Below are 16,568 nucleotides of genomic sequence, written 5' to 3'. Positions count from 1 at the left end.
CCTACGTGCTGGCTTTTTTTTGCCTGAAAAATGACCTTGCCAGATACTTACCTTGCTTTCTATTTCTCTGTAAATAATTAATAAAATCAATATGATTGGGATATTTCCTAAATTATTTGCGGGAGCGAAAATCTCCCTTATCATGCCTATACCCAAGCTTATGGGGGTTCACAATGGAGATAAGGAATATGTGGCTCAGAAGGAAGCAAATCGTCAGGAAATTGACGCTCGGTGTAGTGACAACGGTGCTGGGCATGTCGCTCAGTTTCTCCGCATTATCCGCCACCCCGGTGGAAACGCATGGCCAGTTGTCCATCGAAAATGGGCGACTGGTGGATGAACAGGGAAAGCGGGTGCAACTCAGAGGGATCAGTTCACACGGGTTGCAGTGGTTTGGTGACTACGTCAACAAAGATTCGATGAAGTGGCTGCGTGATGACTGGGGGATTAACGTGTTCCGCGTCGCCATGTACACAGCAGAAAATGGTTATATCGCTAACCCGTCCATCGCCAATAAGGTCAAAGAAGCGGTTGCAGCGGCGCAAAGCCTTGGCGTCTATATCATCATCGACTGGCACATCCTGTCGGATAACGACCCCAATACTTATAAAACTCAGGCAAAAACCTTCTTTGCTGAAATGGCAGGGCTGTATGGCAGCTCGCCGAACGTGATTTATGAAATTGCCAATGAACCTAACGGTGGTGTGACGTGGAACGGGCAAATTCGACCTTATGCGCTGGAAGTGACTGACACTATCCGTAGCAAAGATCCTGATAACCTTATTATTGTTGGTACTGGCACCTGGAGTCAGGATATTCATGATGCCGCGGACAATCAGTTGCCCGATCCGAATACCCTGTACGCGCTGCATTTTTATGCTGGTACGCACGGGCAGTTCCTGCGCGACCGCATTGACTATGCGCAAAGCCGTGGCGCGGCGATTTTCGTCAGCGAGTGGGGAACCAGCGATGCGTCCGGCAACGGCGGGCCGTTCTTGCCAGAGTCGCAAACCTGGATCGATTTCCTGAATAACCGTGGCGTAAGCTGGGTGAACTGGTCGCTGAACGATAAGTCAGAGGCGTCAGCGGCGCTGGCACCGGGGGCAAGTAAGTCAGGCGGCTGGACGGAGCAAAATCTGTCGACGTCAGGCAAATTTGTCAGAGAGCAGACTCGTGCGGGGGCAGATCTGAGCGGTGGCGATACGCCAACGACGCCAACAGAGCCGACGAACCCGGGTAACGGAACGACGGGTGACATCGTGCTGCAATATCGCAATGTGGATAATAATCCCTCCGATGATGCGATTCGTATGGCCTTCAACATCAAAAATACCGGAAGTACGGCGATCAAACTGAGCGATCTGCAAGTTCGCTACTACTTCCATGATGATGGTAAACCGGGTGCGAACCTGTTTGTTGACTGGGCGAATGTCGGCCCTAACAACATCGTGACCAGCACAGGGACGCCAGCCGCCAGCACCGATAAGGCCAATCGCTATGTTCTGGTGACCTTCGCCAGCGGCGCGGGTTCCCTACAACCGGGCGCGGAAACGGGGGAAGTGCAGGTGCGTATCCATGCCGGTGACTGGAGCAACGTGAACGAGACGAATGACTATTCATACGGCGCTAACGTCACGAGTTACACCAGCTGGGATAAGATCACCGTGCATGATAAAGGCACGCTGGTCTGGGGCGTTGAGCCGTAATATCGCGTTATTAACGCATTAGCACGACTGACCGTGCGGGCGCTAATGCGCCCGCATTTTCTTTCCAGTATCTTACTCATTCACCGTGATATCGTGTTTCTTCAATAACCCACGTAACTGGTGGTAGGTTAATCCCAGCAGTTCTGCGGCCTTGCGCTGGTTAAATTTTGCCTGAGTTAACGCCCGATCGATCAAGCCTTTCTCTTGTTCCAGCAGCCACGGTTTCATGTCCAACGGTAAATCCGGCTGACCCGCTGCTGTTTGTCGTTTTTCCTGAACGGCGGGAGCCCGGCGGAAGGGGTTCAGAATGATGGCATCAAGGGGCTGCTCGCTATCGCCGTGACGATACACCGAACGTTCAACTACGTTTTTCAGCTCACGAATATTGCCCGGCCAGTCGTAATTCAGCAACGTTTCGCGTGCAGTAGCGGTAAAACCGGGAAACAACGGCAAGTGCAATTCGCGGCACATCTGAATTGCAAAATTATCTGCTAATAACATAATGTCCTGCTGGCGTTCGCGCAGCGGCGGAAGTTGCACGACGTCAAAGGCCAGACGATCGAGCAGGTCGGCACGGAACTTACCGCTGGCAGCCAGCGCAGGCAGATCGTCATTGGTGGCGCACACCAAACGCACATCAACCTGTAGCTGATCCCTGCCGCCGACGCGTTCCAGCATGCCGTATTCGATCACGCGTAGTAATTTTTCCTGCACCAGCATCGGCGCGGTGGCTAGCTCATCTAAAAATAGCGTTCCGCCGTCGGCGCGTTCGAAGCGTCCCAAATGGCGCTTCTGCGCGCCGGTAAAGGCACCGGCCTCATGACCAAAGAGCTCAGAATCGAGCAGATTCTCGTTAAGTGCCGCGCAGTTGAGGGAAACGAACGGCCCTTGCCAACGTGGGGAGAGGTAGTGCAGGCGGCTAGCGATCAGTTCTTTACCGGTTCCGCGTTCACCGATTACCAGCACTGGCTTATTCAGTTGCGCCAGTTGCGACACCTGTTCCAGAACCTCTAAAAAGCTGTTGGCTTCGCCCAGCAGATTCTCTTTTTCCTGAAGCATGATGTTCCACCGTGTTATTTTTACTAACTGTTAGCGTATTTGACTAATTTAACGAAAAGGGAAAAATAGTCAAAATTATCTATTCTTTTATTTTCAATTAGTTAAATGAATTTAAAAGTTGGCATGCTTATTGATACATGTTTAGTGACATAAGTATTATGAGATCGCGACTGGCTCGGTTGGTCACGATAATCAATCAGGCGTAATCAGACGCTGGAAATCATGAAGAGGATGTAATTATGGGTATTTTTTCTCGTTTTGCCGACATCGTGAACGCCAACATCAATTCATTGCTGGATAAAGCGGAAGATCCGCAGAAATTGGTGCGGCTGATGATTCAGGAAATGGAAGATACGCTGGTTGAAGTACGTTCAACCTCGGCGCGCGCGCTGGCAGAAAAGAAACAAATTGCCCGCCGTATTGAACAAGCGCATGGTCAGCAAGATCAGTGGCAGGAAAAAGCCGAGCTAGCGCTGCGCAAAGATAAAGACGATCTGGCTCGTGCGGCGTTGATTGAGAAGCAGAAGCTGACCGACCTGATTGCGCTGTTACAGCATGAAGCTGAAAGCGTGGATGAAACGCTGGAGCGTATGAAGCGTGAAATCGGCGAGTTGGAAAATAAATTAAGCGAAACCCGCGCTCGTCAACAGGCGCTGACGTTGCGTCATCAGGCTGCGGCATCGTCGCGTGATGTACGTCGCCAATTGGATAGCGGCAAGCTGGATGAAGCCATGGCGCGTTTCGATCAGTTTGAACGCCGTATCGACACAATGGAAGCGGAAGCAGAAAGCCACGGGTTGGGGAAACAAAAATCGCTGGATCAGCAGTTTGCCGAGCTGAAAGCAGATGATGAAATCAGCGCGCAACTGGCGGCACTTAAAGCTAAAGTTAAGCCAGCAGAGTAATCAAAGCGTAAACGTCATCGGAGGGGCTGTCGTTTGAAAACGGCAGCCACCATAGGGCGTATGAATAATAACTAAGGAGACACAATGAGTGCGTTGTTTCTTGCCATTCCGCTGACCATTTTCATGTTGTTTGTGGCACCGATATGGCTTTGGCTACATTACAGCCAGCGTAAAAACGGTGCTCAACTGGGACAAAACGATATGCAACGGTTGACGCATTTAACGGAAGAGTCCAGCCGTATGCGTGAGCGTATCAGGGCGCTGGAAGACATTCTGGATGCAGAACACCCGGACTGGAGAAAATCGTAATGAAAAATACGTGGTCAGGTAAAACGTTATACCGCTTACCGGAAGAAGGCATGTTGAAAGGAGTTTGCGCTGGTTTAGCACGTTATTTTGACGTGCCGGTGAAACTTGTACGGCTGATTACGGTGTTGTCGATGTTTTTCGGCCTGTTCTTTTTCACCATCGTAGCTTACATCATCCTAACGTTTATGCTCGATCCGGCTCCGGCGGGTATGGAATTTGAGGATGAAAAGGCAGCCCGTACACCCAGCCAACTGCTGAACGAGGCGGATGCGACATTGCAGGCCAGCGAACAGCGCCTGCGTAGCATTGAGCGCTATGTCACTTCGGATACGTTTGGCGTTCAGAACCGCTTTCGCCATCTGTAATCTGTCATCGGTTATACGCTTTCGCTGATGCTATCCACCGTTCGACGTGAATCGAAAGTGGGTAGCGTCGCGCTGCTTTTTTCTCCGCGATCAATGCGGTAGCCTGAATGCGCTTTTGCAACGCAACTAACACGCAACTACAGGAGTGATGGTTCATTCAATGAGTCGACTACAGAACGAGATTAACTCACTGGTCAATCGTAGCGTGGATCGCCACCTGCGGATTGCCGTCACCGGGTTGAGCCGCAGCGGCAAAACCGCGTTTATTACGGCGTTCGTCAATCAATTATTGAACACCCACAGTGGGGCACATTTGCCGATGTTTTCCCCCGTGCGCGAAGAGCGGTTGCTCGGTGTGAAACGTGTACCACAGCGCGATCTGGGCGTGCCGCGCTTTGCCTATGATGAAGGCATGGCGGCGCTGTATGGTTCACCGCCGGACTGGCCGACGCCAACGCGTGGCGTGAGTGAAATCCGTCTGGCGCTGCGCTATCGCTCCAAAGATTCGCTGCTGCGCCACTTCAAAGATACCTCGACGTTGTATCTGGAGATTGTCGATTACCCCGGCGAATGGCTGTTGGATTTACCGCTGCTGGAACAAACCTATTTGAGTTGGTCGCAACAGATGAGCGGCTTACTACATGGTGGGCGCGTGGAATGGGCGAAACCTTGGCTAGCGCTGTGCGAGAAAATCGACCCGCTGGCCCCCGCGGATGAAAATCAGTTAGCCGAGGTGGCGCAGGCCTACACGGATTATCTTTACCGCTGCAAACAAGAAGGGCTGCACTTTATTCAACCGGGGCGGTTTGTGCTGCCAGGCGATCTGGCGGGGGCACCAGTGCTGCAATTTTTCCCCTGGCCGCAGGTGAATAATATCGGTGAAGCCAAACTGGCGCAGGCGGATGAGAAAACCAATATTGGCATGCTGCGTAAGCGTTTTGACTATTACTGTCAGTCGGTTGTTAAAGGATTCTATAAAGATCACTTCGTGCGTTTCGACCGACAGATCGTTCTGGTCGATTGCCTGCAACCGCTCAATAGCGGCATTCATGCGTTTAACGATATGCGGCTGGCGCTGACCCAACTGATGCAAAGTTTTCACTACGGTAAGCGCACGCTGTTCCGACGTTTGTTTTCGCCCTGTATCGACAAACTGATGTTTGCCGCGAGTAAGGCGGATCACATTACCGCCGATCAGCACGCTAATCTGGTGTCTTTGCTTCAGCAACTGGTGCAAGAAGCCTGGCAGAATGCCGCGTTTGAAGGCATTGATATGCGCTGCGAAGGCATTGCGTCAATCCAGTCAACGCAGAGCGGCGTTGTCGATCATCAGGGGCAAAAAATTCCAGCGTTGAAAGGGCATCGGCTCAGCGACGGCCAGCCGTTAACGGTCTATCCCGGTGAAGTGCCTGCACGTCTACCGGGTGCAGCATTCTGGCAAACGCAGGGTTTCCACTTCGATCAATTTCGTCCGCGCGAGATGACGGTAGACACGCCGTTGCCGCATATTCGGCTGGATACGGTCATGGACTTTCTGCTGAAGGATAAATTGCGATGAACGAGCCATTAAAACCACGTGTCACGTTCGACGATGTTTCACCACAAGCGCCACAGCCACAGCTACGTGCCGGGTTGGCATTTGACGAACAGAGTGGCACGCCTTTTTCCCCTCTCAGCCGCGAAGAGGAAGTGCCGGAAGAAGGCGTGGCGGAAGAAGCGATCAGTGCGGCGTTGCGTCCTAAACGCAGCCTGTGGCGGCGTATGGTGATGGCAGGAATAGGGCTGTTTGGCGTCAGCGCGCTGGCACAGGGCGTACAGTCGCTGCATAACGCCTGGATACAACAGGATTGGATCGCGCTAGGTGGTATTACGGCGGGTAGCCTGATTGTGGCGGCGGGCGTTGGCTCGCTGGCCGTTGAGTGGCGACGGCTCTATCGCCTGCGAGAACGCGCGGAAGAGCGCAATGTGGCGCGCGATCTGCTGCACAGCCACGGTGTGGGACGTGGACGCGAATTCTGTGAAAAACTGGCGCGGCAAGCGGGGTTGGATAGCGGTCATCCAGCGATGCAGCGTTGGCAGGCTTCACTCCACGAAACCCACAATGACCGTGAAGTGCTGGAATTGTATGCGCGTCTGGTTCAGCCCGTGCTGGACACACAGGCACGGCGTGAAATCAGCCGCTCGGCGGCGGAATCCACCTTAATGATCGCCGTCAGCCCGCTGGCGTTGGTGGATATGGCATTTATTGCCTGGCGTAATTTGCGGCTGATTAATCGTATTGCCGCGCTGTACGGTATTGAACTGGGTTATTTCAGTCGCGTTCGCCTGTTCCGACTGGTGTTGGTAAATATCGCGTTTGCCGGGGCATCGGAGCTGGTGCGGGAAATTGGCATGGACTGGATGTCGCAGGATCTTGCCGCACGGCTATCAACGCGTGCCGCGCAGGGCATTGGTGCCGGTTTGCTGACCGCACGTTTGGGCATTAAAGCGATGGAATTATGCCGCCCACTGCCGTGGTTAGATGACAAACCACGCTTGGGTGATTTCCGCCGCGAACTGATTGGTCAGGTGAAAGACACGCTGCAAAAAGGGCGGTAATGGCGGAAAAATCTATCATCAGGAAGGGGATTCCCTTCCTTTTTCTTTTGTTTATTCTCCATACAGTAACACAGTAAACTTCCCTTGATTCTTAGATGTTCACGTTCACATTTGTGCTTTATCTGTGATCTTGATCGGTTTTTCTGCCTTGAATGAAAATGTGAACGTGCACATAATGCCGGCAGGCTGTATTCGGGGGAATTATGAAAGTTACGCAGTTAAATGTTTACGATGTTGATCTAAGGCACCGTGCACCAGCACATAACCTGATCGTGGTTGAGATTGAAACCGATGAGGGTGTGACCGGGATTGGCGAAGTGGCGATGAGCTATGGTGTGGGGGCTAAGTCAGTCATTCCAATATTGGATGCACTAACGAAAAAATTCCTGATCGGGCAATCGCCATTCGATTCTGAGAAAATCTTCCAGCAATGTTTTGATAATACCTATTGGGGAAGAGGGCGATCGCTGGCCATTTATGGTGCGATTAGTGCAATAGATATGGCGCTGTGGGATATCAAAGGCAAGCTATTAAATGTCCCGATTTACCAACTGCTGGGAGGAAAATGTCGCGATACTATCCGGCTTTATGCTAACCATTGGTATTTTGATGCCTGTCGGCCTGAAGAATTTGCTGAAAAAGCCATGAGGGTGATAAATGACGGCTATACCGGATTAAAATTTGATCCTTTTAAAATGTCGCCAACGGGTGAAAAATCAACGCCATCCCGACCTATTAGTAAAGAATGGGGGGATATGGCGGTTGCCCGGGTTAAAGCAGTAAGAGAGGCCGTGGGTGAACATATCGACATTATGCTCGATCTTCACGGCTGTCTGAACGTTTCTGATGCCATTAAATGGGGGCGAAAATTAGAAGAGTTTACCCCTTATTTTTATGAGGAACCGACGGATACCTTATTAATCAATTCAAGCCTGGAAGTAAAAGCGGGTGTGAATTTATCGCTGGCTGGTGGAGAGCGCTTATATACCCGTTTTGACTTCGCCCCTTTTATTGAAAATAGGGTGTTCGAACTGATTCAACCTGATATGGGGTTGGCTGGCGGATTCACAGAAATGAAAAAAATTGCTTCTTATGCAGAAACGCATCAGATCCAGGTTCAGCCGCATAATGCCTCTGGGCCAATCTTAACGGCGGCCTGTATTCAATTTGATATCAGTACGACAAATGTGCCAATACAAGAGTGGTTTCCCTATTGGCAGGATGAACGCTACAACATCGTGCAGCATGCGTTAGAGCCACAGGCTAAAAATGGTTATTTTACCGTAGGTGAAATGAAGTCGGGTCTGGGAGTGGAATTGAATCATTCCTATTTATCAAACTTTAAAAAACATACTTTCCAATAAATAAAACTTGCTAAGGTGACAAAATGAAAAAGATCTTTCTCTGCTGTAATGCAGGAATGAGCACATCCATGCTCGTAAAAAAAATGAAAGAAGCCGCAGCGGCAGAAAATATTGATGTGGAACTGACGGCGCTTCCTTTAGAGAAGTTTAACGAAGGCATTGAACAATACGACCTCTGTTTATTGGGGCCTCAGGTTAGATATAAATTGGATGAATTTAAGAAAATTGCCGCACAGAAAAATAAAAAAGTAGAGACAATAAATTCAATGGATTACGGCATGATGAAAGGCGACAATGTACTTAAGTTCGCCCTTGGTCTGCTTTCATAATATTTTGCTAACACCAGGGGATGATAATGAGTATCTATAATAATGTGATCTCTTTTATTGAAAGAAAAATAGCGCCCTTAGCTGGAAGCATCGGCGGGCAACGGCATGTTCTTGCCGTGCGTGATGGCTTTATTTCTGCCATGCCTTTCATGATTGTCGGCAGCTTTTTGATGATTATGGCGTTTCCGCCTTTTTCAAAAGATACGACGTTCGCGCTAGGGCAGATGTGGGTGGAGTTTGCGACCAACAATAAAGACGCAATTATGATGCCATTCCGCATGACAATGGGGATTATGACTATCTATATTGCCGTTGGGATTGGGTACAACCTTTCTCAGGGCTATAATCTTAGCCCGTTGATGGGCGGACTACTGTCACTCTGTTCTTTCCTTATTGTTGCTGCACCCTTTACCAATGGCAGTATTCCTGCGGCCTTCATGGGCGGCACGGGTATTTTTACGGCATTGATGACATCGATATATTCAGTCGAGCTAATGCGATTTTTAAAAACCAGAAACCTGACTATCCGTTTGCCGGAGCAGGTGCCTGAAAAGATCGCCCAGTCATTTGAATTGCTTGTGCCTGTGTTGGTGATGATTGCGACGTTATACCCTTTATCGCTGTTGGTTCAGCATTTTACCGGGATGCTGGTGCCTGAAGTGATTATGGCTGCCTTCAAACCCTTTGTTGCCGCTTCCGACAGTTTAACCGCCATACTCATCTGTGTGCTGATTTCCCATCTTTTATGGTTCTGCGGCATTCACGGTGCGGCTATCGTGACCAATCTACTGCAACCCTTCTGGCTGGCAAATATCGCAGCAAACCAAACCGCGCTGGAATTGGGGCAGGTGCTTCCCCATAGCTTCGTTGATCCGTTCTGGCGATTCTATATCGTTATTGGGGGCTGTGGTTCCACGCTTGCGCTTGTCATCATGTATTTGCGTAGTCGTTCAGCGCATCTGCGTTCGATCGGAAAATTGAGCGTGGTTCCCTCTTTTTTTAATATCAATGAACCCGTTATTTTCGGTTCGCCGATTATCATGAATCCTCTGATGCTACTCCCCTTCGTCGGTGCACCGCTAATTAATGCAACAGTAGCCTGGTTTGCATTGAGCTCAGGATTTGTTGACAAACCGATGTCTATTGTTCCCTGGACGACGCCTTCTATTTTAGGGGCGCCATGGGCAGCAGGATGGTCTATCGGGCCAATAATATTAGTTCTGACTAATTTCGCTATTTCCTGTGTGATATGGCTTCCCTTTTACAAGGCATATGAAAAACAGTTGTTAGCACAAGAAGCAGAATCTAAAGCGTAACAAATCATTTAATTTTGAAAGAGGAGAGCTTTATGGATCTTGAATTGGAAATAATGGAGATCATTACCAATGCGGGAGAAAGTAAAAGCGAAGCCATGATTGCATTGCAGCATGCGAAAAAAGGTGAGTGGGAAGCGTGCGATAATGCATTGATTCGTTCACGAGAAGCGGCAAGCCGGGCGCATGGCGTGCAAACTAAATTGATCGGTATGGATGAAGGGGAAGGAAAAATCCCTGTAACGTTAGTTATGGTTCATGCACAGGATCATTTAATGACATCGATGTTGGCAAATGACTTAATCAAAGAAATGATTGAACTTTACCGCGATAAAGTGTAATAGTTTCAGTATTATCGCTAATAAATAAGCAGTGCCGCAGTCAGGCATTGCTTTTCTTTATAATGGAATTCTATGTCAACAATCGTCGATGTTGCCCGGATGGCAAATGTTTCGCGTGCAACGGTAACTCGCGTACTTAACGAGCCGGAAAAAGTTAAGGAGGAGACAAAGTTACGCGTCGAGAATGCCATTAAGCTATTGAACTATAAACCCAATTTAAGCGCCCGCTCATTGGTAAGCAAAAGTAGCGGCGTGATCGGGATGCTTATTCCTAACAACGTGTCAGGCTTCTTTGGTTCAGTGATGAGCGCAGTGCATAAAGAAGTGAATGCCAAAGGAAAAATGCTCATGGTGCTGGAAAGCGCCGGGCAAGTTGAAGAAGAAAACGCATTAAGAAAACTGGATGAAATCAACTGTGATGGATTTCTTCTCTACACCCGCCATTTATCAACCGAAACGATTAAAGCCTATACTGAAAATAAACCTGTGGTATTGCTTGATGCTTCGGGTACGGCGGATATTTATTCAGTTTCATTCGATCATTATTTATCGGCATTTGATGCTACCAATAAATTGATTGCGGCAGGCCATAAAAAAATTGCCGTGATTGGTGGGCCGGAATCACGTCATAGCGCGTCCCAACGATTAAAAGGCTGCATTGATGCCATCCGAGCGGTTAATAAAACGTGGGGCGACGACTATTATATCCAAGGCAGTTACGATCATGTCTTCGGTGAGCAAGCGACATTAACATTAATACAGCGAAAACTGGATATTACAGCCATTGTCTATTGTGGTGAACGTGCCTGTTCAGGAGGATTAAAAACGCTACGCTTACAAGGTTTGTCTGTGCCTGACGATATTTCGGTCATTTCTTTTGATAGCTTTGGACTTACTGAATATCTGGCACCACATATTGATAGCGTAGTGTATCCGGTAAAAGAAATGGCGGAGTATGGGGCAAAAGAAATTCTTATGAAATTGACGCGTAAGGATTATCTTATACAGTCGCGACAGTTCCCCCATTCCTTCATCGAAGGGCAATCTATCAGCCAGATGCGCGATGAATCACGATAATATCTCCATATAAATAGGGACCTCAATCTAGAATAGACGTCATACTGGTATGACGGGTAGTACCGTTGTTACAGAATCGTGTGTAGGATAAATACTCCTTATTTCTGTATAACAGGACGTTTTTATGATTTCCGGTAAAAAATTGACGCTGGCGGCGCTGTCGCTGTCAGCAGCCATTTTCTGTTTACCTGCCAGCGCCCAGTTGGTATTGGCGCCTGCCGATGCTGAACGTTACGCGCAAAACAGCTTTCCTGAGTATCTCGAATTACTGACCTTGCCCAACGATGCCGCTGTGCCCGCTGATATCCAGCGTAATGCCGACTGGTTGGAAAAAGCTTTTCAGACGCGCGGTTTTACCACGCAGCAGCTGAAAAATGGCGATAAACCGTTGGTTTATGCTGAGCTGGGAACGCCAAAGCCCGATCGTAAAACCATCCTGTTCTACATGCATTTTGACGGGCAACCTGTGAATCCGACCGAGTGGCAAACGCCACCGTGGCAGCCTGTGCTAAAAGAAAAAGATGCTGCCGGAAAATGGCAAACACTTCCTGAGTCGCGTCTTCTGAAAGGGGATATCAACCCGGAATGGCGCATTTTCGCCCGGGCATCGGCCGATGATAAAGGGCCGATCGTGATGTTCCTCGCCGCAATGGATGCGATGAAGGACAAAGGTGTGGAACCTGCCGTCAACATCAAAGTGCTGCTGGATTCCGAAGAAGAGAAAGGTTCACCTGGTCTGACGACGGTGATGGCGGAGCATCTGGCGTTGCTGAAAAGCGATGGCATGGTGATTTATGATGGTGCGATGCCGTCCAGCAATCGCCCTGGTATCAACTTTGGCAATCGTGGCTCAATCCAAATTGACATGACGGTATTTGGTGCGAACTCGGCTGCGCACAGCGGTGGTTATGGCAATGTCATTCCAAATCCGGTGCAAAATTTGGCTACGTTGCTGGCCAGCATGAAAGATGCGGACGGCAAGGTCACGATCCCCGGTTATTATGACCGCGTTACGCTCAGCGATAGCGATAAAAAACAGGTAGCTGAGACTGCCCCCCCGGCCGGTGCGCTGGAAAAACGCTTTGGCGTTGCACAGTTAGATAAGGTTGCAGGCAATGCGGCAGAGGCAGTGCAGTATCCTTCGCTGGATATTCTCGGTATTAAAGCCGGAGATACGGGAAAGAAAGCATCCAATGCCATTCCATCCACTGCAACGGCCAGCGTGAATATACGCACTGTACCGGAGACGCCGCCGGATGATATGTACGCGCTGTTACGCCAGTATATCGCCAGCAAAGGTTTTCATATCATTGCTGGAGAGTCGCCTACACAAACTGAACGTGAGCAGTATCCGCATCTGATTTCACTTCACCTGACAGCCTACCCAAGCAGCGCCTATGCAGCCAGAACCGAGATTGATTCACCGTTGGGCCACTGGGCAGTCACGACAACCACCGCGCCGCGCGGCATTGCGCCGGAGAAGAACCGTATGATGGGCGGTACGCTGCCGATGAGTGGGGCAGTCAGCGTGTTGAAGGTGCCATACGTGATCGTCCCTCTGGTTAATGCCGATAATAATCAGCATAGTTTTGATGAGAACTTACGTCTCGGTAACTATCTGGAAGGCGTCCGAACCATTGTCGCGATGGCAACGACGCCGCTGTCTTAACCCCGTATCGTTATTGACGTGGAAAAAACGTACAGATGTGTCAACTTTTGCTGCCACCTTACTTCATCCGGTGCAAACGAAAGGGTATTATCAGTAGCAATAGCCATGTCGTGTCTCTTGAAGAAGGTAGCCGTTGATGCATCTGGAAGTAATTTGTAAAGACCGCATTGGTATGGTCCGTGAACTGTTAGACCTGCTTGCGTCACGCAATATTGATTTACGCGGCATTGAAATTGCGTCTATTGGTCGTATTTACCTCAATTTTGCCACACTCGATTTTGATGATTTCCGCCTTCTGATGTCGGAAATTCGCCGCATCGACAGCGTTAGTGACGTGCGTACCGTGGCGTTTATGCCGTCTGAACGCGAACATCGGGCGCTGAATGCGCTGCTGGAATCGATGCCCGAGCCGGTGTTTTCACTGGATATGAAAGGGAAGCCTGAACTGTTTAACCCCGCCGCATTGGCGCTGTTTGAACAATCGGCAGAGACCATCAGCGAGCTGACGATTGCCACGATGATCCCCGGTTTCAATTTTGCCAACTGGCTGGAAAAGAGCGGCTCCGTCGTAGCGGAGCGCGTGGTGATTCGAGGTCAGGATTTTCTACTGGAAATGACGCCAGTTCGTCTGGAGGATGATGCCGGTAAAGCCGCAACGGCGGGGGCATTGGTCATGCTGAAATCGGCCGTACGTATGGGCCGACAGTTGCAGAACCTCACGGTGAATGATGAAAATGAATTTGATCACATCGTGGCGATTAGCCCCAAAATGCGTCAGGTGGTGGAGCAGGCGCGCAAGCTAGCGATGCTGGATGCACCGCTGTTGATCGTCGGCGATACAGGGACGGGTAAAGATATGCTGGCGCGAGCCTGCCACCTACGTGGGCCGCGCGGCAAGAACCCTTTTCTGGCGCTGAATTGTGCAGCGTTGCCCGATGACGTGATGGAAAGCGAACTGTTTGGGCATGCTCCTGGCGCGTATCTCAATGCGCAGGAAGGCAAGAAAGGGTTCTTTGAGCAAGCGAATGGCGGCTCCGTTTTACTGGATGAAGTCGGTGAAATGTCGGCACAGATGCAGACTAAGCTGCTACGTTTCCTGAATGACGGCACATTCCGTCGTGTGGGCGAAGATCACGAAGTTCATGTGGACGTGCGGGTGATTTGCGCAACAAAGAAAAACCTGCTGGAACTGGTGCAGCGAGGTGAGTTCCGCGAGGATCTTTATTATCGCCTGAATGTGCTTACGTTAATGTTACCGCCGCTGCGTGAGCGTCCGGCCGACATTATGCCGCTGGCTGAACTCTTTGTAGCGCGTTTTGCTGATGAGCAGGGCATTCCTCGCCCCAAATTAGCGGCAGATGTAGAACATTTTCTGCCACAGTACGGCTGGCCGGGTAACGTTCGACAGCTGAGAAATACCATTTATCGGGCACTGACGCGGTTGGAGGGTAATGAATTGCATATGCAGGATATCGATCTTCCTGCGTTTTCAATTGATGTGCCACAAGATGAAACACTGCTTGATGGCTCGCTGGACGACATCAACAAACGTTTCGAACGCTCTGTGCTGACCCGCCTTTATCAATCTTATCCAAGCACACGCAAACTGGCGAAACGGTTAGGTGTGTCGCACACGGCGATAGCCAACAAACTGCGGGAATATGGGCTCAGCCAACGCAAGGCGGCAGGGGATGATGAGGAGTAAGTCACAAAACGGCTGCGCAAGCAGCCGTTTTAGTCTGAACAGGAGGGTAATAGATTTAGGGACAGATCATTCATAGGTGATCGCCATATATCTATCTCCATATTATATAAGGTTCAATTAGGGGCGCTCTTCTTCCAGGGATAATCTTTAACCACGGCCTGTTCTAATTCCGCTCTCAGATGTTTATCAAAATTAATAACCTCGGTAAGTGGAAATTCCTTGGGGTTAAATTCATAGAGAAGGTTCACCGTCGGGAAAATTTTATAACCGACTTCGCAGTCGGTTCCTCCTGAAATGGCAAACATACAAAAAATAGCGAGTCTCTTATTAAACGGCGCTGAATATACCTCAGGATCAATCATCCAGCTTCCTGCCTCCTCCACGTCATATCGATCCGGACGTGCAGGGTTTTTCTCAAATAAACAGGCGGTCATGTTGGGAACCAGATCTGTCTGTTTTAAGCGATTTTCACACATCTTGTCATGGCGCTCGTCTAGATGAAGTCCCCAATGACTTGGCGTTGAGCTGAATAGCTGGAATTTCCGTAACGGCCAGGCTTTGGACCAGTCAGGACGGTCTCCCAGCTTTCCGTTGAAATTGCGGCTGAACAATAAACTTTGCTGACTTAGTGGATTGCCTTTACACCCGAGAGGCTCGCTAGGATCGGGCGGGAGTGGCAGGGTTTCACCATCGCGTAAAACAGGATCGTGCAGGATGCTGAGCTGGTCGATAGAGATATGGAATACCGTATCGCGCAAGGCAACATAGGCTTTGCCCTCAGGGTCAGGGATGTGGCACTTTTGTGGATCAAACGTGAATGACGCTTCACTGCTCTGGCTAAAAGCAAGCCCAGAAAATAAAGCGACTATTTGAAGGGGAAGTAACAATGTTCTCAACAGCGATCACTCCTGTGAATAGCACTAACATATCAGAGTTAGCTATGGTGCAATTACTTCCTATTTTCCATATCTATTATTCCACATGGGAAATAGTTTTTATTATTGGCATCGTATTTGCTGTGATAAAAATGCCAAAATCTGGCGAGAACGTTGATATAAAATGTAGGTGTTATAGAACAATTAATTCATTCATATCATAAGCGTAATAAAATGAATAATTAATAAAAATTCATGTTCGAATAGAGATAATATGATCAATCAAATAACCCAATTATATGTATGGGGAATCGATAGATATTAAGATAACAAAACGGCTGCGCAAGCAGCCGTTTCTTCACAATTATCAGTACGAATAACTGACAGCGTGACTTATTTCAGTACAGCCAGCGCAGCGTCATAGTCTGGTTCAGTGGTGATTTCGTTCACCAGTTCACTATGCAGTACGTTGTCGTTTTCATCCAGCACCACGACAGCGCGAGCGGTCAGACCTTTCAGTGCGCCATCGGCGATAGCGACGCCATAGCTTTCTTTGAATTCACCGCCACGCAGGGTAGACAGTACAACCACGTTGTTCAGACCTTCCGCGCCGCAAAAGCGAGACTGCGCGAACGGCAGATCGGAAGAGATACACAGAACAACAGTGTTATCCAGTTCAGAACCCAACTGGTTGAATTTACGCACGGACGCGGCACAAACACCGGTATCGATGCTTGGGAAAATGTTCAGGATTTTGCGTTTGCCAGCATAGTTGCTGAGTGAAGCATCTGACAGGTCTTTAGCGACCAGAGTAAATGCGGGTGCTTTGCTTCCTTTAGCTGGAAATGACCCTGCTACTGGCACAGGATTGCCTTGAAAATGTACGTTCTGTGACATGTTTGCGTCCTTAATTACAGGTGATTAACACGCTGCTCAGTTTAGGGCAACATTAG

At 49.4% G+C, this 16,568-nt stretch carries 16 protein-coding genes; 13 read left to right on the top strand and 3 right to left on the bottom strand.

From position 1 onward, the window contains the following. The first annotated feature begins 188 nt into the window (after positions 1-188). Positions 189-1,706 carry a cellulase family glycosylhydrolase gene (locus E2566_RS11975; protein WP_107167542.1) on the top strand — a complete coding sequence of 506 codons (1,518 nt, stop codon included), beginning with the start codon at positions 189-191 and terminating at the stop codon, positions 1,704-1,706. Between the two features lie 72 nt (positions 1,707-1,778). On the opposite strand, the gene pspF is transcribed toward E2566_RS11975, so the two are convergent. Then, positions 1,779-2,765 (bottom strand): phage shock protein operon transcriptional activator, encoded by a 987-nt coding sequence (pspF, locus tag E2566_RS11970; RefSeq protein ID WP_107167541.1) that lies wholly within the window; start codon positions 2,763-2,765, stop codon positions 1,779-1,781. A gap of 239 nt (positions 2,766-3,004) precedes the next feature. On the opposite strand from pspF, the gene pspA reads away from it, so the two are divergent. The 12 genes from pspA to tyrR all read left to right on the top strand — a co-directional run bounded on the left by pspA (position 3,005) and on the right by tyrR (position 14,740). After that, on the top strand, positions 3,005-3,670 hold the full coding sequence (gene pspA, locus E2566_RS11965; RefSeq protein ID WP_107167540.1) for a phage shock protein PspA: 666 nt from the start codon (positions 3,005-3,007) through the stop codon (positions 3,668-3,670). A gap of 84 nt (positions 3,671-3,754) precedes the next feature. After that, a complete protein-coding gene (pspB, locus tag E2566_RS11960; protein ID WP_107167539.1) occupies positions 3,755-3,979 on the top strand; it encodes an envelope stress response membrane protein PspB in 225 nt (74 codons plus the stop codon). Continuing rightward, entirely contained in the window at positions 3,979-4,344 is a 366-nt protein-coding gene (pspC, locus tag E2566_RS11955; RefSeq protein WP_107167538.1) for an envelope stress response membrane protein PspC, read from the top strand. The genes pspB and pspC overlap by 1 nt, the downstream gene beginning before the upstream one ends. Positions 4,345-4,504: 160 nt before the next feature. After that, entirely contained in the window at positions 4,505-5,902 is a 1,398-nt protein-coding gene (locus E2566_RS11950) for a YcjX family GTP-binding protein (RefSeq protein WP_107167537.1), read from the top strand. After that, on the top strand, positions 5,899-6,942 hold the full coding sequence (locus E2566_RS11945; RefSeq protein WP_107167536.1) for a YcjF family protein: 1,044 nt from the start codon (positions 5,899-5,901) through the stop codon (positions 6,940-6,942). The genes E2566_RS11950 and E2566_RS11945 overlap by 4 nt, the downstream gene beginning before the upstream one ends. 203 nt (positions 6,943-7,145) lie before the next feature. Next, on the top strand, positions 7,146-8,306 hold the full coding sequence (locus E2566_RS11940) for a mandelate racemase/muconate lactonizing enzyme family protein (protein ID WP_107167535.1): 1,161 nt from the start codon (positions 7,146-7,148) through the stop codon (positions 8,304-8,306). A 23-nt stretch (positions 8,307-8,329) separates the two neighbouring features. Continuing rightward, complete coding sequence (locus E2566_RS11935) at positions 8,330-8,635, top strand: PTS sugar transporter subunit IIB (RefSeq protein WP_107167534.1); 306 nt, start codon at positions 8,330-8,332, stop codon at positions 8,633-8,635. Positions 8,636-8,661: 26 nt separating this feature from the next. Further along, a complete protein-coding gene (locus E2566_RS11930; protein WP_233671796.1) occupies positions 8,662-9,951 on the top strand; it encodes a PTS sugar transporter subunit IIC in 1,290 nt (429 codons plus the stop codon). Between the two features lie 32 nt (positions 9,952-9,983). Beyond that, positions 9,984-10,289 (top strand): PTS lactose/cellobiose transporter subunit IIA, encoded by a 306-nt coding sequence (locus tag E2566_RS11925; protein ID WP_107167532.1) that lies wholly within the window; start codon positions 9,984-9,986, stop codon positions 10,287-10,289. A gap of 72 nt (positions 10,290-10,361) precedes the next feature. Further along, positions 10,362-11,366: a LacI family DNA-binding transcriptional regulator gene (locus E2566_RS11920; RefSeq protein ID WP_107167531.1), complete on the top strand. Its 1,005-nt coding sequence runs from the start codon at positions 10,362-10,364 to the stop codon at positions 11,364-11,366. Positions 11,367-11,490: 124 nt separating this feature from the next. Beyond that, positions 11,491-13,035, top strand: coding sequence for a M20/M25/M40 family metallo-hydrolase (locus E2566_RS11915; protein ID WP_107167530.1), 1,545 nt, complete (start codon positions 11,491-11,493; stop codon positions 13,033-13,035). 136 nt (positions 13,036-13,171) lie between these two features. After that, positions 13,172-14,740, top strand: a complete 1,569-nt coding sequence (tyrR, locus tag E2566_RS11910; RefSeq protein WP_107167529.1) for a transcriptional regulator TyrR — start codon at positions 13,172-13,174, stop codon at positions 14,738-14,740. A 113-nt stretch (positions 14,741-14,853) separates the two neighbouring features. Here tyrR and E2566_RS11905 read toward each other — a convergent pair whose 3' ends face one another. Further along, a complete protein-coding gene (locus E2566_RS11905; protein ID WP_107167528.1) occupies positions 14,854-15,636 on the bottom strand; it encodes a hypothetical protein in 783 nt (260 codons plus the stop codon). Between the two features lie 372 nt (positions 15,637-16,008). Then, entirely contained in the window at positions 16,009-16,512 is a 504-nt protein-coding gene (gene tpx / locus E2566_RS11900; protein ID WP_005972398.1) for a thiol peroxidase, read from the bottom strand. Positions 16,513-16,568 lie beyond the last annotated feature (56 nt).

The sequence above is a fragment of the Pectobacterium punjabense genome (assembly GCF_012427845.1).
GTDB classification, from domain to species: Bacteria; Pseudomonadota; Gammaproteobacteria; order Enterobacterales; family Enterobacteriaceae; genus Pectobacterium; species Pectobacterium punjabense.
The sequence above is the reverse complement of the archived record's forward strand: the minus strand, read 5'-3'. Positions and strand labels throughout refer to the sequence as shown.